This window comes from Rahnella inusitata (assembly GCF_018288855.1).
GTDB lineage: Bacteria > Pseudomonadota > Gammaproteobacteria > Enterobacterales > Enterobacteriaceae > Rahnella > Rahnella inusitata.
The window spans coordinates 3,685,529-3,706,402 of sequence record NZ_CP065024.1 but is presented as its reverse complement, the minus strand read 5'-3'; the positions used below and the strand labels follow the sequence as shown (position 1 = coordinate 3,706,402).

At 50.5% G+C, this 20,874-nt stretch carries 22 protein-coding genes and 3 tRNA genes; 17 read left to right on the top strand and 8 right to left on the bottom strand.

Going from position 1 to position 20,874, the window contains the following annotated elements; all coding sequences use genetic code 11:
• The first annotated feature begins 661 nt into the window (after positions 1–661).
• The 16 genes from cydA to pnuC all read left to right on the top strand — a co-directional run bounded on the left by cydA (position 662) and on the right by pnuC (position 12,300).
• Positions 662–2,230, top strand: a complete 1,569-nt coding sequence (gene cydA, locus I2123_RS17405; RefSeq protein WP_112168975.1) for a cytochrome ubiquinol oxidase subunit I — start codon at positions 662–664, stop codon at positions 2,228–2,230.
• Positions 2,231–2,244: 14 nt separating this feature from the next.
• Positions 2,245–3,384 carry a cytochrome d ubiquinol oxidase subunit II gene (gene cydB / locus I2123_RS17400; protein WP_112168974.1) on the top strand — a complete coding sequence of 380 codons (1,140 nt, stop codon included), beginning with the start codon at positions 2,245–2,247 and terminating at the stop codon, positions 3,382–3,384.
• A gap of 10 nt (positions 3,385–3,394) precedes the next feature.
• Positions 3,395–3,508 (top strand): cytochrome bd-I oxidase subunit CydX, encoded by a 114-nt coding sequence (gene cydX / locus I2123_RS17395; RefSeq protein WP_013576433.1) that lies wholly within the window; start codon positions 3,395–3,397, stop codon positions 3,506–3,508.
• Complete coding sequence (ybgE, locus tag I2123_RS17390) at positions 3,508–3,801, top strand: cyd operon protein YbgE (protein ID WP_112168973.1); 294 nt, start codon at positions 3,508–3,510, stop codon at positions 3,799–3,801. The genes cydX and ybgE overlap by 1 nt, the downstream gene beginning before the upstream one ends.
• Positions 3,802–3,939: 138 nt before the next feature.
• Complete coding sequence (gene ybgC / locus I2123_RS17385) at positions 3,940–4,344, top strand: tol-pal system-associated acyl-CoA thioesterase (protein ID WP_112168972.1); 405 nt, start codon at positions 3,940–3,942, stop codon at positions 4,342–4,344.
• A complete protein-coding gene (gene tolQ, locus I2123_RS17380) occupies positions 4,341–5,030 on the top strand; it encodes a Tol-Pal system protein TolQ (RefSeq protein WP_056771666.1) in 690 nt (229 codons plus the stop codon). The genes ybgC and tolQ overlap by 4 nt, the downstream gene beginning before the upstream one ends.
• 11 nt (positions 5,031–5,041) lie before the next feature.
• Positions 5,042–5,473 (top strand): colicin uptake protein TolR, encoded by a 432-nt coding sequence (gene tolR, locus I2123_RS17375; RefSeq protein WP_112168971.1) that lies wholly within the window; start codon positions 5,042–5,044, stop codon positions 5,471–5,473.
• Positions 5,474–5,588: 115 nt separating this feature from the next.
• On the top strand, positions 5,589–6,833 hold the full coding sequence (tolA, locus tag I2123_RS17370; RefSeq protein ID WP_120078215.1) for a cell envelope integrity protein TolA: 1,245 nt from the start codon (positions 5,589–5,591) through the stop codon (positions 6,831–6,833).
• A gap of 129 nt (positions 6,834–6,962) precedes the next feature.
• The gene (tolB, locus tag I2123_RS17365) at positions 6,963–8,255 is read left to right on the top strand and encodes a Tol-Pal system beta propeller repeat protein TolB (protein WP_112169559.1); all 1,293 of its coding nucleotides are present in this window, start codon (positions 6,963–6,965) and stop codon (positions 8,253–8,255) included.
• 47 nt (positions 8,256–8,302) lie between these two features.
• Positions 8,303–8,812 (top strand): peptidoglycan-associated lipoprotein Pal, encoded by a 510-nt coding sequence (gene pal / locus I2123_RS17360; protein WP_056771674.1) that lies wholly within the window; start codon positions 8,303–8,305, stop codon positions 8,810–8,812.
• Positions 8,813–8,821: 9 nt separating this feature from the next.
• Positions 8,822–9,619, top strand: coding sequence for a cell division protein CpoB (gene cpoB, locus I2123_RS17355; RefSeq protein ID WP_213051118.1), 798 nt, complete (start codon positions 8,822–8,824; stop codon positions 9,617–9,619).
• Positions 9,620–9,816: 197 nt separating this feature from the next.
• Positions 9,817–9,892, top strand: a tRNA-Lys gene (locus I2123_RS17350).
• Between the two features lie 68 nt (positions 9,893–9,960).
• Positions 9,961–10,036: transfer RNA gene (locus I2123_RS17345), tRNA-Lys, on the top strand.
• 65 nt (positions 10,037–10,101) lie between these two features.
• Positions 10,102–10,177: transfer RNA gene (locus I2123_RS17340), tRNA-Lys, on the top strand.
• Positions 10,178–10,473: 296 nt separating this feature from the next.
• The gene (nadA, locus tag I2123_RS17335) at positions 10,474–11,538 is read left to right on the top strand and encodes a quinolinate synthase NadA (RefSeq protein ID WP_213051117.1); all 1,065 of its coding nucleotides are present in this window, start codon (positions 10,474–10,476) and stop codon (positions 11,536–11,538) included.
• Between the two features lie 39 nt (positions 11,539–11,577).
• On the top strand, positions 11,578–12,300 hold the full coding sequence (gene pnuC / locus I2123_RS17330) for a nicotinamide riboside transporter PnuC (RefSeq protein ID WP_213052553.1): 723 nt from the start codon (positions 11,578–11,580) through the stop codon (positions 12,298–12,300).
• Between the two features lie 63 nt (positions 12,301–12,363).
• On the opposite strand, the gene zitB is transcribed toward pnuC, so the two are convergent.
• Entirely contained in the window at positions 12,364–13,317 is a 954-nt protein-coding gene (gene zitB / locus I2123_RS17325) for a CDF family zinc transporter ZitB (RefSeq protein ID WP_213051116.1), read from the bottom strand.
• Positions 13,318–13,446: 129 nt separating this feature from the next.
• A complete protein-coding gene (locus I2123_RS17320) occupies positions 13,447–13,788 on the bottom strand; it encodes a protein YbgS (protein ID WP_112166647.1) in 342 nt (113 codons plus the stop codon).
• Between the two features lie 200 nt (positions 13,789–13,988).
• On the opposite strand from I2123_RS17320, the gene aroG reads away from it, so the two are divergent.
• The gene (gene aroG, locus I2123_RS17315) at positions 13,989–15,041 is read left to right on the top strand and encodes a 3-deoxy-7-phosphoheptulonate synthase AroG (protein ID WP_213051115.1); all 1,053 of its coding nucleotides are present in this window, start codon (positions 13,989–13,991) and stop codon (positions 15,039–15,041) included.
• Positions 15,042–15,108: 67 nt separating this feature from the next.
• Here the strand turns inward: aroG and I2123_RS17310 are convergent, their stop codons facing one another.
• From I2123_RS17310 to gpmA, 6 genes are all read right to left on the bottom strand, one after another.
• Positions 15,109–15,582, bottom strand: a complete 474-nt coding sequence (locus I2123_RS17310; RefSeq protein ID WP_213051114.1) for a GNAT family N-acetyltransferase — start codon at positions 15,580–15,582, stop codon at positions 15,109–15,111.
• A 101-nt stretch (positions 15,583–15,683) separates the two neighbouring features.
• Positions 15,684–17,339, bottom strand: coding sequence for a methyl-accepting chemotaxis protein (locus tag I2123_RS17305; protein ID WP_213051113.1), 1,656 nt, complete (start codon positions 17,337–17,339; stop codon positions 15,684–15,686).
• Between the two features lie 427 nt (positions 17,340–17,766).
• Positions 17,767–18,207, bottom strand: coding sequence for a glutaredoxin-dependent arsenate reductase (gene arsC / locus I2123_RS17300; RefSeq protein ID WP_213051112.1), 441 nt, complete (start codon positions 18,205–18,207; stop codon positions 17,767–17,769).
• A gap of 26 nt (positions 18,208–18,233) precedes the next feature.
• The gene (locus tag I2123_RS17295; protein ID WP_213051111.1) at positions 18,234–19,526 is read right to left on the bottom strand and encodes an arsenic transporter; all 1,293 of its coding nucleotides are present in this window, start codon (positions 19,524–19,526) and stop codon (positions 18,234–18,236) included.
• A 57-nt stretch (positions 19,527–19,583) separates the two neighbouring features.
• The gene (locus tag I2123_RS17290) at positions 19,584–19,919 is read right to left on the bottom strand and encodes a metalloregulator ArsR/SmtB family transcription factor (protein WP_213051110.1); all 336 of its coding nucleotides are present in this window, start codon (positions 19,917–19,919) and stop codon (positions 19,584–19,586) included.
• A gap of 176 nt (positions 19,920–20,095) precedes the next feature.
• The gene (gene gpmA, locus I2123_RS17285) at positions 20,096–20,848 is read right to left on the bottom strand and encodes a 2,3-diphosphoglycerate-dependent phosphoglycerate mutase (RefSeq protein ID WP_112166632.1); all 753 of its coding nucleotides are present in this window, start codon (positions 20,846–20,848) and stop codon (positions 20,096–20,098) included.
• Between the last annotated feature and the right edge of the window lie 26 nt (positions 20,849–20,874).

Here is a 20,874-nt window from a genome sequence, read left to right as displayed (position 1 = left end):
TGTTGGTCACCTTCGGGTGACCTTTTTTATTGCTGCTATAATGTTTAACAATAACCGATTTAAGTCATAATTATTAACAACGCACGATAGGTTCACTGGGAATGGAAAGTTAATAAATAGGGATTTTAAAGTAGCTGGATGGGTATTATTGCCAACCATATAAACACAATTAATTAACAATAAAGTCATCATTAAAGTGTATTGAAACCCATCAGTAACATCCGGAAATATTTTTTTGGAATTTGCGGTATCTTATATAGAAATAAACAATGAGATGGGCTTAAATTGCGTCAGATCAATTTCACCCGATGAGGCGGATCTGAGCGCTAATTGACCTGTATGCGTAAATCCGCTTTGGGTCACTAAAAAACCTATTTATTGTGTGGAATTAGTGGCGTAACATATCAGCCCTGTAACATCAGTATTTTGTATGTTTACTTTTCCCGAAATTTTTCCTGTCCGCAAAGCCCTGTTCGAGGCTGAAAGGTCGGTTTTTTGTCGGGTATCAGAGTGCCTGCGAGCCGGTCTTACTCCGTCATATCGCAGACATTTCTGTTCTGCACACATTTGATTTGAATTCTGGTAGTCATGAGGCGTTCCGGGTGACCGATTCGTCAGAGATCGCAAGTTGGGGTCTTCCTCCGAGGAGCAAGGGGTCAAGATGTTTGATATCGTTGAACTGTCGCGTTTACAGTTTGCTTTAACAGCCATGTACCATTTCCTATTTGTCCCATTAACGCTGGGTATGGCGTTTTTACTGGCAATTATGGAAACGGTTTATGTGCTTTCGGGCAAACAAATCTATAAAGATATGACCAAATTCTGGGGCAAACTTTTTGCAATTAACTTTGCACTTGGTGTCGCCACCGGTTTAACCATGGAATTCCAGTTCGGGACCAACTGGTCATATTTCTCACATTACGTCGGTGATATCTTCGGTGCGCCTCTGGCGATTGAAGGTTTAATGGCGTTCTTCCTTGAATCCACATTAGTCGGCCTGTTCTTCTTTGGTTGGGATCGTCTGTCTAAAGTTCAGCATATGACGGTGACCTGGTTCGTTGCCCTCGGGTCGAACTTATCAGCATTGTGGATCCTGGTGGCGAACGGCTGGATGCAGAACCCGATTGCATCAACCTTCAACTACGAAACCATGCGCATGGAAATGGTCAGCTTCTCTGAGCTGGTTTTGAACCCGGTTGCGCAGGTTAAATTCGTTCACACCGTGGCATCCGGTTATGTGACTGGCGCGATGTTCATTCTGGCCATCAGCTCTTATTACCTGCTTAAAGGCCGTGACATCGGTTTCGCGAAGCGTTCATTCGCTATCGCCGCAAGTTTCGGTCTGGCGGCTGTGCTTTCCGTTATCGTGCTGGGTGATGAGTCCGGTTACGAAATGGGCGACGTACAGAAAACGAAACTGGCTGCCATTGAAGCCGAGTGGGATACCCAACCTGCACCAGCCAGCTTCACGCTGTTCGGCATGCCGAATCAGGACAAAATGGAAAACGAATATTCTATTCAGATTCCATACCTGCTGGGGCTCATCGCAACGCGTTCGGTTGATACGCCGGTCACCGGTCTGAAAGACCTGATGGCGCAACACGAAGTGCGTATCCGCAACGGGATGAAAGCGTACACCCTGCTGGAAGAACTGCGTTCAGGTAACACTGACCCGAAAGTACGCAGCGATTTCGAAAGCGCCAAGCAGGATCTGGGCTACGGTATGTTGCTCAAACGCTATACCGATAACCCGGCTGATGCGAGTGATGCACAAATCCAGAAAGCCACCAAAGATTCTATTCCTCGCGTTCTGCCGTTGTATTTCGCATTCCGTATCATGGTTGCTTGCGGCATCCTGATGTTAGTGCTGATCGGTCTGTCCTTCTTCGCGGTGATCCGTGGCAAGATTGGTCAGAAACGCTGGCTGCACCGCGCGGTGTTCCTCGGCCTTCCATTACCGTGGATTGCTGTGGAAGCGGGCTGGTTTGTGGCGGAATATGGTCGTCAGCCTTGGGCGATTGGTGAAGTGCTACCGACTGCGGTTGCGCACTCTTCACTGACGGTAGGTGATGTACTGACGTCGATGATTCTGATCTGCGGCCTGTACACCCTGTTCCTGATCGCTGAGATGTTCCTGATGTTCAAATATGCACGCCTGGGCCCAAGCAGCCTGAAAACAGGTCGCTATCACTTTGAACAAACTCCAGCGCCACTTGAGCAAACTCGGTAAAAGGGAGTCCAAATATGTTTGATTATGAATCGCTAAGGTTCATCTGGTGGGTGCTGATTGGCGTGCTGTTTATCGGCTTCGCAGTCACCGATGGATTCGATATGGGCGTAGGCATTCTGGTGCGTATTATCGGCAAAACCGATACCGACCGCCGGGTAATGATCAACGCCATCGCCCCGCACTGGGACGGTAACCAGGTCTGGCTCATCACCGCCGGCGGCGCGCTGTTCGCTGCATGGCCGATGGTCTACGCCGCGGCATTCTCCGGTTTCTACGCCGCGATGGTGCTGGTGCTGTGCGCCTTATTCTTCCGTCCGCTCGGTTTTGACTATCGTTCAAAAGTCGATAGCGCACGCTGGCGTGGCATGTGGGACTGGGGCATCTTCATCGGGAGCTTCGTGCCGGCATTAGTGTTCGGCGTGGCATTCGGTAACCTGTTGTTGGGCGTTCCGTTCCACATTGATAACGATCTGCGTCTCTTCTACACCGGCAACCTGTTGCAGCTGCTGAACCCGTACGGCATTCTCGCCGGTCTGGTCAGCCTGACCATGCTTATCACGCAGGGCGCAACCTATCTGCAAATGCGTACCGTGGGTGAACTGCACCTGCGTACCCGTGCAGCATCCCAGATTTCCGCGCTGGTGATGATGGTGTGCTTCCTGCTTGCCGGTATCTGGTTAGTCAAAGGGATTGATGGCTTCACCGTGACTTCAGTGATGGATCACGCGGGCCCGTCGAATCCTCTGCGCAAAACGGTATCTCACGAAGCGGGCGCATGGCTGGCTAACTTCAATAAAACACCGGGCCTGTGGGCTATCCCTGCGCTCGGCGTTATTCTGCCGCTGCTGACCATTCTGTTCTCACGCATCAACAAGGGCGCACTGGCGTTTATCAGTAACTCACTGACTATCGCCTGTGTGATCCTGACTGCCGGTATCACCATGTTCCCGTTCGTGATGCCGTCCATTACTGAGCCGAATGCCAGCCTGACCATGTGGGATGCGACCTCCACACTGCTGACGCTGAGAGTGATGACCGTTGTAGCCTGTATCTTTGTGCCACTCATCCTGATTTACACCTCATGGGCGTATTACAAGATGTTCGGTCGCCTCGATAAAAACTACATCGAGAACAACAAGCATTCGTTGTATTAAGGAGAACACCATGTGGTATTTTGCCTGGATCCTCGGCACCTTACTGGCTTGCTCGTTTGGTATCATTACCGCGCTGGCGTTTGAGCACAGCGAAGCCAATAAAGCTGCCAAAGAAGAGAAGTAATGAGTGTGATCGCGGATAAGATTTACGCCCTCACCGATAAGGGCCCCTTGCGGGCCCTTTCACTGGTGATGTCGCTGGTTCTTGCCGGCTGTGTGTTCTGGAAACCGGGTATGTTTGCCTCGTCGACCAGTCAGCTGGAAGTGTGGCATGGGATCATTCTGATTTGGGCGGTGTGTGCTGGCGTGATCCACGGTCTGGGATTCCGCCCGCATAAGTCGATTTGGAAAGCATTCTTTTGCCCGTTGCTCGCTATGATTGCCTTAGCTGCTGGTCTTCTATACTTTTTTAGCTGAATAAATACACAGATTTACATTCAAAATCTTATGGGCCGTTCTGGCCCATAATTATTTTCAATACATCAATGCAACCCATTCCCAACCCCAGCCCTCTTGAGTATAGTAGTGCCGTCAAATTGCATTACGGGATGTACAGTGAGTAATTCGTTGTTCCGATGGCCGGTTCGTGTCTACTATGAAGACACAGACGCGGGAGGTGTGGTCTACCACGCTCGATACGTCGCCTTTTATGAAAGGGCTCGCACAGAGATGTTGCGCCAACGCAATTTTCACCAGCAACAGTTGCTGGGCGAACACGTCGCTTTTGCTGTCCGCCGCATGACGGTCGAATACTTTGCACCAGCTCGTCTAGATGACATGCTGGATGTCCAGAGTGAGATTACGTCCATTCGCGGAGCTTCTCTTACTTTTGCACAACGAATTCTTGATTCGCAAGGAAACCTTCTGAGTTCTGCGGAAGTGTTAATTGCGTGCATTGATCCACACCAAATGAAGCCACGAGCGCTTCCTAAGTCTATTGTCGCGGAGTTTAAGCAGTGACTGACATGAACATGCTTGATTTATTTTTAAAGGCCAGCATCCTGGTTAAGCTGATTATGCTTATCCTGGTGTGCTTCTCTGTCGCGTCTTGGGCAATCATCATTCAACGTACGAAAGTGCTGAATGCCGCCACCCGTGAGGCAGAAGCGTTTGAAGATAAATTCTGGTCCGGTATTGAGCTTTCCCGTTTGTATCAGGAAAGCCAGGGCCGTCGCGAAACCCTGAGCGGGGCAGAGCAAATCTTCCATTCCGGTTTTAAAGAGTTCGCACGTCTTCATCGTGCCAACAGCCATGCACCCGAATCTGTGATTGAAGGTTCTTCGCGTGCGATGCGTATTTCTTTTAACCGTGAACTCGAATCCCTTGAAATGCACATTCCATTCCTCGGCACTGTCGGTTCCATCAGCCCGTACATCGGTCTGTTTGGTACGGTCTGGGGCATCATGCACGCCTTTATCGGCTTAGGTTCTGTGAAACAGGCTACCCTGCAAATGGTTGCACCGGGTATTGCAGAAGCACTGATTGCTACTGCGATCGGTTTGTTTGCTGCTATCCCTGCGGTTATGGCGTATAACCGCCTCAACCAGCGTGTGAACAAGCTTGAGCAAAACTACGATAACTTCATGGAAGAATTTACGGCCATCCTGCACCGTCAGGCTTTCTCTCGCGAAACCAGCAGTAACTAAAGGGGGAGAGTATGGCTCGTTCACGAGGTCGTCGTAACCGTCGCGAAGGTAAGTCGGAGATCAACATTGTTCCGCTGCTGGACGTACTGCTGGTTCTGTTACTGATTTTTATGGCAACAGCACCGATTATTACTCAGAGCGTGGAAGTGGATCTGCCTGACGCGACGGATTCCAAAGCGGTATCCAGCGATGATAACCCGCCAGTGATTGTTGAAGTCTCAGGCGTCGGTCAGTACACCATTGTGGTGGATCATCAGCGTATGGAACAGTTGCCTGAACAGCAGGTTATCGCAGAAGCGACCAGCCGTATTCAGGCCAATCCGAAGACGGTCTTTCTGATCGGCGGTGCAAAAGATGTGCCTTATGATGAAATCATCAAGGCGCTGAATATGTTGCATCAGGCCGGTGTGAAATCTGTCGGATTGATGACACAACCTATCTGAGGATAGGTAATTTGTAACACTTATTTGAAACCCGGCTTTCCCTGCCTTGTTAAAAGAGAACGACAGGCACTGAAGGGATCCGGGTTTTTGGTAATCCTGTCTTGGGAAATCTATTTTGGTAAAGGCAACTGCAACTGAACAAAACGATAAGCTCAAACGCGCCGTTATTGTTTCGGTCGTTCTGCATATCATCATTATAGGCCTGCTGATTTTGGGATCGCTGGACGAAGATACCAGCATGAGTGGCGGCGGTGGCGGTAGTGATATATCCGCGGTAATGGTCGATCCCAGTGCAGTGGTCGATCAGTACAACCGTCAACAGCAGCAACAGGCTGATTCCCAACGTGCTGCAGCAGCACGTCAGAAAAAATCAGAGCAACAGGCTGAAGAATTACAGCAGAAGCAGGCGGCAGAACAACAGCGCCTGAAAGAGTTAGAGAAAGAGCGTCTGCAAGCGCAGCAGGATGCGAAGCAGCAGGCTCAGGAACAGGCCCAGCAGCAGAAACAGGCTGAACAAGCCGCTGAGCAGGCCAAAGAACAACAGAAACAAGCAGAAGCGGCTGCGGCGCAAGCCAAAGCGGAAGCAGCGAAAGAAGCTGCCGTTCAGGCTAAAGCCGATGCGGCGAAAGAAGCCGCCAAAGCCCAGGCTGATGCACAGAAAAAAGCCGCTGCTGCCGAAGCGAAGAAACAGGCTGAAGCAGAAGCGACGGCTGCCGCTGCAGCTGCCAAGAAACAGGCAGAAGCAGATGCGAAGAAAGAAGCCGCTGCCGAAGCGAAAAAAGCCGCTGCTGCCGAAGCGAAAGCACAGGCCGCTGCAGATGCTAAAGCTCAGGCTGATGCCGATGCCAAAGCCGCTGCGGATGCTAAAGCGGCTGCGGCAGCAGAGAAGAAAGCTGAGGCAGCCGCCGCCGCGAAGAAGGCTGCTGCTGATAAGAAAGCGGCCGCAGCTGCGGCGGCAAAAGCCGCTGCGGATGCCGATAATTTATTCGATGGTCTTGCTGATTCGAAGAACGCGCCTAAAGGTTCAACGGGCGGCGGCGGGGCATCGGCTCCGGCAGGGAAGGGCGCCAGTAAGAAAAGCGGTGCTTCCGGGGCTGAGATTGACGGGTATCTTGGTCAGGTTACAGCGGCTATTCAAAGTAAATTCTACGACAGTGGTTTATATGCGGGGAGGACCTGTGATCTTCGTATCAAGTTGGCTCCCGATGGTATGCTGATTAGTGTCACACCTGAAGGTGGAGATCCTGCACTCTGTCAGGCTGCAGTTACCGCAGCTAAGCAAGCGCGGATCCCTAAGCCACCGAGTCAGGAAGTGTATGAAGTCTTTAAAAATGCACCAATGAGATTTAAACCACAGTAAAAGATGAAAATAATAACTTTTCAGATTTTTACGATAGATTGCAGTGTGTAATTCTAGTTTTGTATGCGTTGGTTTGTTAAAATTCTGCTAAATTATCGCGGGCAGATACGTCCAGATAAGGGAGATACAATGAAGCAGGCATTTCGAGTAGCGTTCGGCCTTTTAATGATGTGGGCATCTGTAGCACATGCAGAAGTTCGTATTGAAATTACCCAAGGGGTAGATACCGCCCGTCCGATTGGCGTTGTGCCATTTAAATGGGCAGGTCCTGGTACTCCACCTGAAGATGTCGGTGGCATCGTTGCTGCTGACTTACGTAACAGCGGCAAGTTTAATCCTATTGATGCATCCCGTATGCCTCAGCAGCCGGCCACCGCAGCAGAAGTCACTCCTGCCGCCTGGACAGCTCTGGGTATCGATGCTGTGGTTATCGGTCAGGTTCAGCCTGCAGCCGATGGCAGCTACGTGGTATCTTACCAACTGGTCGATACCTCTGGCGCGCCGGGCACCGTACTGGCACAAAACCAGTATAAAGTGACCAAGCAATGGCTGCGTTATTCCGCCCATACCGCCAGTGATGAAGTGTTCGAAAAACTCACCGGTGTGAAAGGCGCATTCCGTACCCGTATCGCTTATATCGTGCAGACCAACGGCGGCAAGTTCCCGTATGAACTGCGCGTAGCTGACTACGATGGTTACAATCAGTTTGTCGTTCACCGCTCACCAGAGCCGCTGATGTCTCCGGCCTGGTCTCCAGACGGTAGCAAACTGGCGTACGTGACCTTTGAAAGTGGCCGTTCTGCGCTGGTTGTACAGACGCTGGCAAACAGCAGCGTTCGACAGATTGCTTCTTTCCCACGCCACAATGGTGCACCTGCATTCTCACCTGATGGCAGCAAACTGGCTTTCGCACTGTCTAAAGACGGTAGCCTGAACCTGTATGTGATGAACCTTGGCTCTGGCCAAATCAGCCAGGTGACTAACGGTCGCAGCAATAATACTGAACCTACCTGGTTCCCGGACAGCCAGAACCTGGCCTTCACATCGGATCAGGGTGGGCGTCCACAAGTTTATAAAGTGAATATTAATGGCGGTGCGCCTCAGCGTCTGACCTGGGAAGGCTCTCAAAATCAGGACTCTGACGTAAGTGCAGATGGCAAATTCCTGGTAATGGTGAGCAGCGCCAGCGGTACACAGCACATCGCTAAACAAGATCTGGCAACGGGAGCCGTTCAAACATTGACGGACACGTTCCTGGATGAAACGCCTAGCCTCGCTCCTAATGGCACCATGGTTATTTACAGCTCTTCACAGGGTCTGGGTTCCGTGTTGCAGTTGGTATCGACTGATGGACGTTTCAAAGCGCGTCTTCCGGCAACTGATGGACAGGTCAAATTTCCTGCCTGGTCGCCGTATCTGTGATGCATATACAACTATGTATGGCAAAAAATTATAAAAGGATCGAATAGATGCAACTGAACAAAGTTCTGAAAGGGCTGATGCTGGCATTGCCTGTACTGGCAGTCGCTGCTTGTAGTTCACACAAGAACGCAGACAACGACCAATCAGGTATGGGTCTGAACACTGGCGCTGGCACTGAAAACGCAAACATGTCTTCAGAAGAGCAAGCTCGTCTGCAGATGCAAGAATTGCAGAAAAACAACATCGTTTACTTCGGCTTAGACAAATACGATGTGTCTTCTGAATTCGCTCAGATGCTGGATGCACACGCAGCTTTCCTGCGCAGCAACCCGTCTTACAAAGTGACCGTAGAAGGCCATGCTGACGAACGTGGTACTCCAGAGTACAACATCGCCTTGGGCGAACGTCGTGCTACTGCTGTTAAAATGTACCTGCAAGGCAAAGGCGTTTCTGCTGACCAAATCTCTATCGTTTCTTACGGTAAAGAAAAACCAGCTGTACTGGGCCATGACGAAGCGGCTTACGCTAAAAACCGTCGTGCCGTACTGGTATACTAAGAGAGTCGCATGAGCAGTAACTTCAGAACTCACTTGTTGAGTCTGTCGTTACTGGTTGGCGTAGCGGTCCCATGGGCCGCTACTGCCCAAGCGCCAATCAGTAATGTCGGCTCAGGCTCGATTGAAGATCGGGTCACCTCTCTGGAGCGTATTTCTAACGCTCATAGCCAGCTATTAACTCAACTCCAGCAGCAACTTTCTGATTCCCAACGTGATGCAGATACTCTTCGTGGTCAAATCCAGGAGAATCAGTATCAGTTGAACCAAATCGTTGAACGTCAGAAGCAAATGTATCAGCAAATGGACAGCCTGAGTCAGGGGTCTGCCGGAGCCGCCAGTACGGGCGCTGCCGCCACCACGGGTGATGCCTCTGGTTCTGCTAACGCAGCAGCAGCGCCTGATGCCGGTGCAGCTCAGGCACCTGCAAGTACGGGTGATGTGAACAGTGACTACAATGCGGCTGTTTCATTGGCGCTGGAAAAGAAACAGTATGATGAGGCCATTGCGGCTTTTCAGAGTTTCGTCAAAAAATATCCTGATTCAACTTACCTGCCGAACGCGAATTATTGGCTAGGTCAGTTGTATTACAACAAGGGTAAAAAAGATGACGCTGCGTATTATTTTGCAGTCGTGGTCAAAAACTACCCTAAGTCTCCAAAAAGTTCTGACGCGATGTACAAGGTTGGGGTGATCATGCAGGAGAAAGGTCAGGCTGATAAAGCCAAAGCCGTCTTTACGCAGGTCGTAAAACAGTACCCAAATACCGATGCGGCAAAACAAGCTCAAAAACGTTTATCTGCAAAGTAAAACCTTATTCAGGTCCAGAAAGTGTACATATCGTGCATTTTCTGGGCTTGAGTGTGTGAAGAACCAGCAGTCAGGCATCTTTGTGAAAATTAAAGTTGCACTGAAAAGTTAAATAAGTAATATATGCCGCCGTTGCCCAGACAACTCCAAACGGCTCAAGCTGTTAGAGAATCAGGCAATTTGCAGCAGGTTTAGATGGGCCGTTAGCTCAGTTGGTAGAGCAGTTGACTTTTAATCAATTGGTCGCTGGTTCGAATCCAGCACGGCCCACCAATCTAAACAGCACGCAAGTGGATTGCACACCAACTGCAATTCGCAAGGTAGTCAGAAGTATTCAGGAAGGGCCGTTAGCTCAGTTGGTAGAGCAGTTGACTTTTAATCAATTGGTCGCTGGTTCGAATCCAGCACGGCCCACCACTTTTTAGGTGGAACCTTCTGAAGATTTTGAAAGCCAAAGATAGAGCAGTACATAGTATTTAGATGGGCCGTTAGCTCAGTTGGTAGAGCAGTTGACTTTTAATCAATTGGTCGCTGGTTCGAATCCAGCACGGCCCACCACTTTCAAGTGGAATACATCTAAATCTAAGAATTCAGGAAAAAGCGCCTTTTGGCGCTTTTTTCGCATCTGAACCTCGAAACTTCATTTATCCCACCCGCGATTTACCTCGGTGCGGAATTAAAATCCATCACTTTTAAGTCCAGTAAACATTTTGAGCTTAACGGCTAAAATACCGACGACTTTTCTCCTTTTTTGCGTTATTTTGTTTAGCATACAAAACCACTCTGTTTCTGATTGAATCCAGGGGTGGCTTCCAGCCTTCAGGCATGACGCCTGACTGAATGAGATGATGAGTATGAGCGAAACATTGGATCTGAATGCGACGGTATACCCTTTCCCGCCTAAGCCCGCTGTTCTGAATGCAGATGAAAAGATTTTCTACAAAGAGAAGATTAAGAAACTGCTGAAGGAGCGTAATGCCGTGATGGTCGCGCATTACTATACCGATCCTGAAATTCAGGCGCTGGCAGAAGAAACCGGCGGTATCGTGGCAGACTCATTGGAGATGGCTCGTTTCGGCAGTCAGCATCCTGCGTCGACTTTACTGGTGGCCGGTGTGCGCTTTATGGGAGAGACCTCTAAGATCCTCAGCCCGGAGAAAACCGTGCTGATGCCGACACTCCATGCGGAGTGCTCTCTGGATCTCGGTTGCCCTGATCAGGCATTTTCGGATTTCTGTGACAGTCACCCCGATCGTACCGTGGTGGTCTACGCTAATACCTCGGCAGCGGTTAAAGCGCGGGCAGACTGGGTAGTGACCTCCAGCATCGCCGTCGAATTGATCGAGCATCTGGATAGTCTGGGCGAAAAAATCATTTGGGCACCGGACCGTCATCTGGGCAATTACGTGCGTAAACAGACCGGTGCAGATGTGCTGTGCTGGCAGGGCGCCTGTATCGTCCATGACGAGTTTAAAACTCAGGCCCTGACCCGAATGAAAGGTTTGTACCCAAACGCCGCTGTGCTGGTGCATCCGGAGTCCCCACAGGCGATCGTCGACATGGCGGATGCGGTAGGGTCGACCAGCCAGCTGATTCAGGCGGCGAAAACATTGCCCAATAAACAGCTGATCGTGGCGACTGACCGGGGCATTTTCTACAAAATGCAGCAGGTGTGTCCGGATAAAGAATTATTCGAAGCGCCGACGGCGGGTGAAGGGGCCAGCTGTCGTACATGCGCACATTGTCCGTGGATGGCGATGAACGGCCTGAAAGCCATTGCGGAAGGGCTTGAGCATGGCGGCGCGAAACATGCTATTGAAGTGGATGAAGCGCTGCGCGTGAAATCCCTGATCCCGCTTAACCGTATGCTGGCGTTCGCAGCTGAGCTCAAACTGCGTACTCAGTCTAAAACGCTGTAAGCCTGTGCTTTGTAACTGACGAAAGGAAAGGATGAGATGATGGATTTTTTCAGTACCAGCAATATCCTGGTGCATATTCCGCTGGGGAAAGGCGGCTATGACCTGTCGTGGATCGAAGCCATCGGAACCATTTTTGGTCTGTTGTGTATCTGGTTCGCCAGCAAAGAAAAGCTGATCAACTATCCGTTTGGCCTGATCAACGTTACGCTGTTTGCGATCATTTTCTTTCAGATTCAACTTTATGCCAGCTTGCTGCTGCAAATATTCTTCTTTGGTGCCAATATTTACGGCTGGTACGCATGGAGCCGCCAGACGGCAGATCAACAGGCTGAGCTGCAAATTCGCTGGTTAACGCGCGGAAAAGCGCTGCTTTGGGGCGCGATTTGTGTCGCTGGCATTCTGCTGATGTCCTTCAATATTGACCGTGTGTTTGCCGCGCTCACGCTGCTGGCCGTTAATTTGATGCAGGCGCTTGGGCTAAATGTACAGATGCCGGAGCTGCAGCCCGATGCGTTCCCGTTCTGGGATTCATCAATGATGGTGCTGTCGATTGTGGCGATGCTGCTGATGACACGCAAATACGTCGAGAACTGGCTGCTGTGGGTGGTGATTGACGTCATCAGCGTGGCAATTTTTGCGTATCAGGGCGTGTACGCGATGGCGCTGGAATATGTATTGCTGACGCTTATCGCGCTGAACGGCTCCTGGCTGTGGATCAAAAGCGCGAAGCAAAACGGTTCGCTCCCGCTGCACGCCGCCTGATGACCTGCCAACGCAAAACGCCTCCAACCGGAGGCGTTTTGCATTATGAAACATGTTAATCAATCAGTGATGATGCGCATGGCTATGGCCGTGATGATCGTGACCGCCGCTGGCGACAGGCACTTCATTAATCTCACAATCCGGCGTTTCACAATGGCCGTATTCCATCTGAATCGTCGCATGACCGATGCGGAATTTCTCGAGCAAATGATGCTGAATGCGCCCGAGGAGCGCGTCGTGGTCATGCGGGGGTACCACCTGAACATGCAACGTCATCAGTCGCTGTTCACCTATCTGCCAGACGTGAACATGATGCACGTTCCGCACTTCGGGAATACTGCGCGACAAATCCTTACGCAGCTCATCAATATCGATCTCCTCCGGCGTGCCCTCGAGTAATTCGTGGAAGCTCTCACGCAGCAACCGCCACGCATTATTTAGAACTAAACACGATACCAGCACCGACAAAATGGGGTCGATTGGCGTCCAGCCGGTATACATAATGATCAGCGCTGCGGCGACCGCACCAATTGAACCAAGCAAATCCCCGAGGACGTGAAGTGCTGCGGCCCGCACGTTGATATTGGCTTTTTCTTCTCCCTGATGCAGCAGCCAGAACGCCAGAATATTGGCGAACAGGCCGGCGATGGCGATCACCAGCATCGTGGTGCCCATGACCGGTTGCGGGTTGAAGAAGCGGGCGATAGCCTCCCACACAATCAGCACGACGATCACCAGCAATGCCGCCGCGTTCACGAAGGCCGCCATGGTGGTCAGGCGCAGATAGCCAAAGGTATGGCGTGAGTTGGGCTTACGTTTTGCGAAACGCACCGCTATCAGTGCGACAAGCAGCGCAGCGGCATCGGTAAGCATATGCCCGGCATCGGCCAGCAGGGCCAGCGAGCCGGAAATCAGACCACCGATCACTTCGGCGACCATAAAAGTGACGGTAATCAGGAACGCGAGCAGCAGTCGGCGACTGTTTTTGTCCTGAGGTAAAAATGATGATGCAGACATAATTGTATTCACAAAAATGATGAATAGAGGCAATTACAATAACGTAATCATGAAGTGTTGCAAGAAGGGGGCAGGGCGAAAAAAAGAGGAACCGAAGTTCCTCATGATTCTTTGCTGTGAAGGCGGGGTTTAATTGCCCGTCGCTTTAGACTGGTTAGTGCCTGGAACCTGATCCGGGCAGCGACCGTCCTTACACATTGCCTTTTTATGATCGACAGTTTTCTTACTCATATCGTGATGAGCTTTATCCGTCGTTTTGTGAGTCTTTTTATGGACTTCATTAACGGGTTTGTCGGTTTCATTGATTTTGTTGTTATCGACGCCGTTAGGCGCGATTTTCTGAATAGAGCCAGGGCTGTCGGACTGATTAGCTGCGCCGTTGTTAGAACCAGCATCGGTGCCTGCTGCAAGCGCGGCACCTGAAGTCAGGGCCAGAGCTGCGGTAAAGAATGCGATTGCGAACTTATTCATATTGTCATCTCCATTGTTACAGAAGGATCCGTCGTCGTTTTCGTATGGACAGTTAAAGGTTAGCTAATGAATTCATGTCCTGAATCAAAATGAGACTATTCGTAAGTGTAAAAGTAGATTTACACCGACACCCAATACGGCTAGATTGAACGCGGTCAGCGTTTCGCTTTGTCTCTTATGAATACCCGAATGGAACAGTTATGAATTATCAAAACGACGATTTACGTATCAAAGAAATTAAGGAACTTTTGCCACCTGTCGCGCTGCTGGAAAAATTTCCTGCGACCGACAAAGCGGCGAAAACAGTCTCTCAGGCACGCAATGCCATTCATAAGATTCTGAAAGGAAACGATGATCGTCTTCTGGTAGTGATCGGCCCTTGCTCTATCAATGATCCGAAAGCCGCAAAAGAGTACGCGGCGCGCCTGATGAAAATGCGTGAAGAACTGCAGGGCGAGCTGGAAGTGGTGATGCGCGTTTACTTTGAAAAACCGCGTACCACGGTGGGCTGGAAGGGGTTAATTAACGACCCGCATATGAATAACAGTTACCAGATTAACGACGGTTTACGCATCGCGCGCAAATTGTTACTGGATATTAATGATACTGGTCTGCCTGCGGCGGGCGAATTCCTGGATATGATCACGCCACAATATCTGGCGGATTTAATGAGCTGGGGCGCGATTGGCGCACGTACGACAGAATCTCAGGTTCACCGTGAGCTTTCCTCCGGTTTATCCTGCCCGGTCGGATTTAAGAATGGTACCGACGGCACCATCAAAGTGGCGATCGATGCGATCAACGCAGCCGGAGCGCCACACTGCTTCCTGTCGGTCACCAAATGGGGTCATTCCGCTATCGTGAATACCAGCGGTAACAACGATTGCCACATCATCCTGCGCGGTGGGAAAAAGCCAAACTACAGTGCGCAAGATGTGCAGGAAGTTAAAGAAGGCCTGAAAAAAGGCGGTCTGCCTGCACGTATCATGATCGACTTCAGCCATGCGAACAGCAGCAAACAATTCAAGAAACAGATGGAAGTTTGTGAAGACGTTTGCGCTCAGGTAGCGGGCGGTGAACAGGCGGTGATGGGCGTGATGGTAGAAAGTCATCTGGTGGAAGGTAACCAGAGCCTCGACAGCGGTGAGCCGCTGGTTTACGGCCAGAGCGTGACCGATGCCTGCATCGGCTGGGAAGATACTGAAGTGCTGCTGCGCAGCCTGGCGAACGCAGTAAAAGCGCGCCGCGGATAATCTCATCCCTCTATTTATCTGATATAAAGCCCCGTTAATTCGGGGCTTTTTCATTTTCGAATCAACATTATAATTCGCAGCGCATATCCATACAGCGCAGGTCAGCTTTTGCCATCCCGGAGCGATGCAGACTTTCCCTGACCAGACTGAACCCATTCTTTTGATAAAACGTAAAGGCGTTAGGCGTGGAGGATAAGGTCAGTGCAACCAGTCCTCGCTGTTTCGCTTCAGCTTTGATGGCGTCAAGGATCCGGCGGGCATAGCCTTTCCCGGTGAAATCAGGCAGCGTGAAAATGGCTTCCACGCTGTGATTTTGCAGATCAAGATAACCGGTCGCCACCGGGATTTTCCCCTCAGGCGAATCGACAACGAAAAAAGGATTACTGGCCACCGCTGTGCGGTATCCCGGCGGCATCAGGTCAGGCGTCCAGGCAAGGATAACCTGTTCATCATAGGTATTTTTGCATCCATGGCGGATGGCCTTATTCCTGATCTCCCAGAGTTTTTCTGCTTCATCCGGTGAGGCGAGTCTGACGGGCATGGGTTTCTCCTTTTTCGGGCTGCGTTAAGCCATGCTCCGATATTAGGATTGCCATGTCTATGTTTTATCTCGAACGCCTGACGTCACAGTTATCCCTGAGATTAAAACTGGGTCCAGCCGCCCTGATCGGTCACTAATGGTGGACTTTTGGCACGCATATCCGGCCTTTTAAGCATCGGGATGTCGGCGCGTTTCTCAGAGCCCCCAATTTTAAAGATGGAGACGATCTCAGTCAGGTGTCTGGCCTGCTCTTCCAGAGAGGCCGCTGCCGCTGCCGACTCCTGCACCAAAGCGGCATTTTGCTGAGTGACGCTGTCCATCTGTACCACTGCTGTACCAATCTGGCTGATCCCTTTACTTTGCTCTGTAGAAGCCGCAGCAATTTCGCTCATGATTTCACTGACGTGGCTGACAGAGCTGACGATTTTCTCCATCGCTTCACCCGCGCGCGTCACCTGATCTGACCCGGATTTAATATTTTCAACCGAGTCATTGATAAGGACGCCAATTTCTTTAGCGGCCTGCGCGCTGCGTTGAGCCAGATTACGCACTTCACTGGCGACGACGGCAAAGCCACGCCCTTGCTCTCCCGCACGGGCAGCTTCCACCGCCGCGTTCAGGGCAAGAATATTGGTCTGGAAGGCAATACTGTTGATGACGCTGATGATGTCGACAATCTTATGTGAGCTGCCGGTAATTTTGGTCATGGTGCTGATGACACCGCTGACGATATCGCCGCCGGTGTGTGCTTCCTGAGTCGCATGGCTCGCCAGTGTGCTTGCCTCTCCGGCGTTATCCGCATTTTGTCTGACGGTTGACCCCAACTGCTCCATGCTGGCGGCTGTCTCTTCCAGTGCGGAAGCTTGTTCTTCAGTCCGTGAAGACAGGTCGGTATTGCCGATGGAGATTTCGCTGGAACCTTTATAAATGGAATCTGCGCTGTTACGAATATCGCGTACGGTCTGCGCCCAGTTGCCCTGCATTTTATCGATGTAAGGGACTAACTGACCGATACAGTTTCTTCCCTGTTCGACAATTTTTTTGTCCAGTACACCAGTGGCCAGAGATTCCAGATGGGCTTTTATGATATTTAGGGGTTTAACGAGAAAATTAACTAAATAACGATCGCTCGCCATCATGATGAGTACGCTTATCATCAGTGCGCTAATGAGAATATACTGGCACCACGTCACCCAACGCGTAATCCTTTCATTTGCCTCAGCGTTTAAAGAGATTATTTTATTGTTGTATTTATCAATTGCCGCACTGAAGTTACGCCTAAGAGGAAGATACTTATCATTTTTAATTTTCTCGAAGTCGCCGATTCTTTTATCTTTAGCAGATCCAAACAGGGGCAACACAGCGTCATTGTAAAGATTAAATGAACTGTTATAAATATCATCTATTGTTGGTGCATCAAGATTGCCATGATTAATCGCTTTAAATTGCATCAACCCTTTTTGCAGACTCTCTAATTCTATCGCCGTCGCCTTCATTTCGAGATCAAAAATGGCGTTATCGTTTTTGTCTATGCCTCCCATAGCACGTTCAAGCGAAGTGACAGCGCGATAGTACTGCGCGTTCGCGCCATTGATGATATCGCCATTATTTTGCTGAATAGTAGTCACACCCAGTTCGAGTTTTAACTCTTTAAGGGAATATAACGCAAATCCGGATGCTCCTGCCCAGAGCAATGAGAAAATAATGAGAATGAGTACGAGTGCCGTTCTTATTTTAATGTTTTTTAGAAAGCTCATGGTATTTAACCCCGGTGGCACATGCTTCAAGGTCGTCTGATAACGGATTTTAATAAGGGTAAGTAATCAGTTAAAGGGCGATTCATACTATCAGGGATGTAATTTCCCCTTTCAGTATTATCGGGTGGATTTCTTTTATCTTTAGGTGTTTTGTCGGATTATCTTAATTTTAGAAAAAAACAAATTTTGAAAACTTAAATGATTATTCAGATGAGGGGATAACCATAAGTATATTTAATGCTATTTATTCTTAATTACAATGAATGGTAATGTTCATAACCGGTATTTCTGTGTTTTTTGGAATGGATATTTCTCGTCGCGATATCCACCCCAAATCGACGGTTCCGGGCCTGTCAGCCCTGCATCACCTCTTTGGCGACGGACGACTGATTGTATAAATGAACATATGAGTCCAGCGACTGATCATTCATAAGCTGCCCCCCTTAATAATTAACTGTCCGGTTTCATCAATCACTTTCTCACCGTCTTCCTTGGTGAAAGCGCCTTTTTGCGCATCCGGCAAAATATCCAGTACGATTTCGGAAGGGCGGCAAAGCCGGGTTCCTTTCGGTGTCACGACGATCGGCCGGTTGATTAAAATCGGGTATGCCAACATGGCATCCAGCAGCGCGTCGTCAGAAAATTTATCGTCGCTCAGTCCGAGCTTTTCATAAGGCTCAACGTTTTTACGCACAAGTGCGCGTACGCAGATGCCCATACCGGCAATCATTGTGATCAGTTCATCACGTGATGGCGGGTTTTCCAGATACAAAATGATAGCGGGTTCAACGCCGCTGTTGCGGATAAGCGCCAGCGTGTTGCGCGACGTGCCGCAGGACGGATTGTGATAAATCGTGATATCGGTCATTGCGAGTTCTCTGTCAGGCGTGTGGTTCAGGCCACATGAAATGATAAGCGGACAGCCAGGGCTGCCAGCGTAACGAACAGTACCGGCAGGGTCATGACGATGCCGACGTAAAAGTAATAACCCCAGGTGATGGTGATATTTTTTTGTGCCAGAACGTGAAGCCACAATAACGTCGCCAGGCTGCCAATCGGCGTAATTTTCGGTCCGAGATCGCTGCCGATAATATTGGCGTAAATCATGGCCTCTTTGATGACGCCGGTTGCAGTGCTGCCCTCAATGGAAAGCGCGCCAATCAGCACCGTTGGCATATTGTTCATCAGTGAGGAGAGCAGGGCGCTCAGGAACCCGGTGCCCAGCGTGGCGACCCACAATCCGTGGACGGCGAAAGTATTCAGCACGCCGGACAACCACTCCGTCAGGCCAGCGTTGCGCAGGCCATACACCACCAGATATATCCCCAGTGAGAATATGACGATTTGCCACGGCGCTTCTTTCAGCACTTTACCGGTATCGATAATGTGACCGCGACGGGCGACCAGCCAGAGAATAAACGCTGCGAAAGCAGCCACCGCACTGACGGGTATGTCCAGCGGCTCAAGGGCAAAGAAACCCACCAGCAGCAGAATCAGGACCAGCCAGCCGGTTTTAAATGTGCGCATATCGCTAATCGCATCACGCGGGCGCCTGAGCCTGGCGACATCGTAGGTTTTCGGAATATCCTTGCGAAAGAACAGGTGCAGCATGATGAGCGTCGCCACGATAGCGGCGATATCGACGGGCACCATGACCGAGGCGTAATCATTGAAGCCAAGCTTGAAAAAGTCGGCAGAGACAATATTGACCAGATTGGAGACGATCAGCGGCAGGCTGGCAGTATCAGCAATAAACCCGGCTGCCATGACAAAGGCCAGCGTCGCGCCCCGGCTGAAACCAAGCGCCAGAAGCATGGCGATGACAATGGGGGTCAGGATTAACGCCGCGCCGTCATTGGCGAACAGCGCAGCGACGCTGGCGCCGAGTAAAATAATGTAGGTGAACAACCATCGGCCTTTGCCGTTTCCCCAGCGCGCGACGTGCAGCGCGGCCCACTCGAAGAATCCCGATTTATCCAGCAACAGGCTGATGATAATCACGGCGATGAATGTCGCCGTGGCGTTCCAGACAATTTCCCATACCACCGGAATATCACCGGGATGTACAACGCCGGTCGCCAGGGCCAGCACCGCGCCCAGGCTCGCGCTCCAGCCAATGCCTAATCCACCGGGCTGCCAGATAATCAGTACCAGGGTAAAGATAAAAATCAGACCTGCGAGCCACATAGTGTTCTCCGATTTATATATGTTATTTCATATATGATTGAGTAAATTTTTAACGCATTATTGGCAAGCGACGCTGCCTTGTTGCAGCCGTTTGGTGAGCTGAGTGATTTGTACAAACTGGCATTGGGCGGTCTGCCTGATGATTTCGGCTGCCCACGCAGGAATGTGCGGTGAAAGGCGATAGTGGATCCATTTCCCTTCGCGTCGGTCTAATAACAGGCCGGTTTCGCGCAGCATCGCCAGATGACGCGAGGTCTTAGGTTGCGACTCTTCGATGGCGACGGTGATTTCGCATACGCACAGTTCACCCATTTCATGCAGCAGCAGCGTGATCCCCAAACGGGTTTCATCCGAAAGACATTTGAAGAGCTGAAGCGGGGTAAGCTCGGGCATAGACACTCCTGATGTGGTAGGGGAATATTACCCGCCAGAACGGGAGAGTCAATAACATATTCGAAAAAATGAATGTGTACTGGCGCGAAAAAACGTAAGTCATCCTGCCTTAAAAACAAAAAAGGCACGCTTGCGCATGCCTTTCATCCTTTACTGAACAGGTCAGTAAATATTAATTACTTCGCTTTACCCTGGTTTGCCACGGCCGCGGCTTTCGCTGCGATTTCGTCGGCATTGCCCAGATAGTAATGTTTTACAGGTTTGAAGTTTTCGTCGAATTCGTAAACCAGTGGAACACCGGTAGGGATGTTCAGTTCCAGAATTTCGTCTTCGCCCAGGTTATCCAGGTATTTGACCAGCGCACGCAGGGAGTTGCCGTGTGCAGCGATGATCACGCGCTCGCCGCTTTCGATGCGAGGTTTGATAACTTCAGTCCAGTAAGGGATAACGCGTTCGATGGTCAGCGCCAGGCTTTCCGTCGTTGGCAGTTCTTCCTGAGACAGTTTTGCGTAACGCGGATCGTGGCCAGGGAAACGCTCGTCTGAACGGTCCAGCTCTGGCGGAGTCACGGCAAAGCCACGACGCCATTGTTTCACTTGCTCGTCACCGTATTTTTTTGCGGTTTCAGCTTTATCCAGACCCTGCAACGCGCCGTAATGACGTTCGTTCAGTTTCCAGGATTTTTCTACCGGCAGCCAAGGCTGATCCAGTTCGTCCAGAACGCTCCACAGAGTATGGATGGCACGTTTCAGCACGGAGGTGTAGGCGAAGTCAAAGTGGAAGCCTTCGTCTTTCAGCAGCTGACCGGCCGCTTTTGCTTCGGTACGGCCCTTTTCGGACAGTTCAACATCATGCCAGCCGGTAAAACGGTTTTCTTTGTTCCACTCACTTTCACCGTGTCGTACCAGCACCAGTTTGGTTACAGCCATAGCTAAACTCCTCAGTTAACTGAATT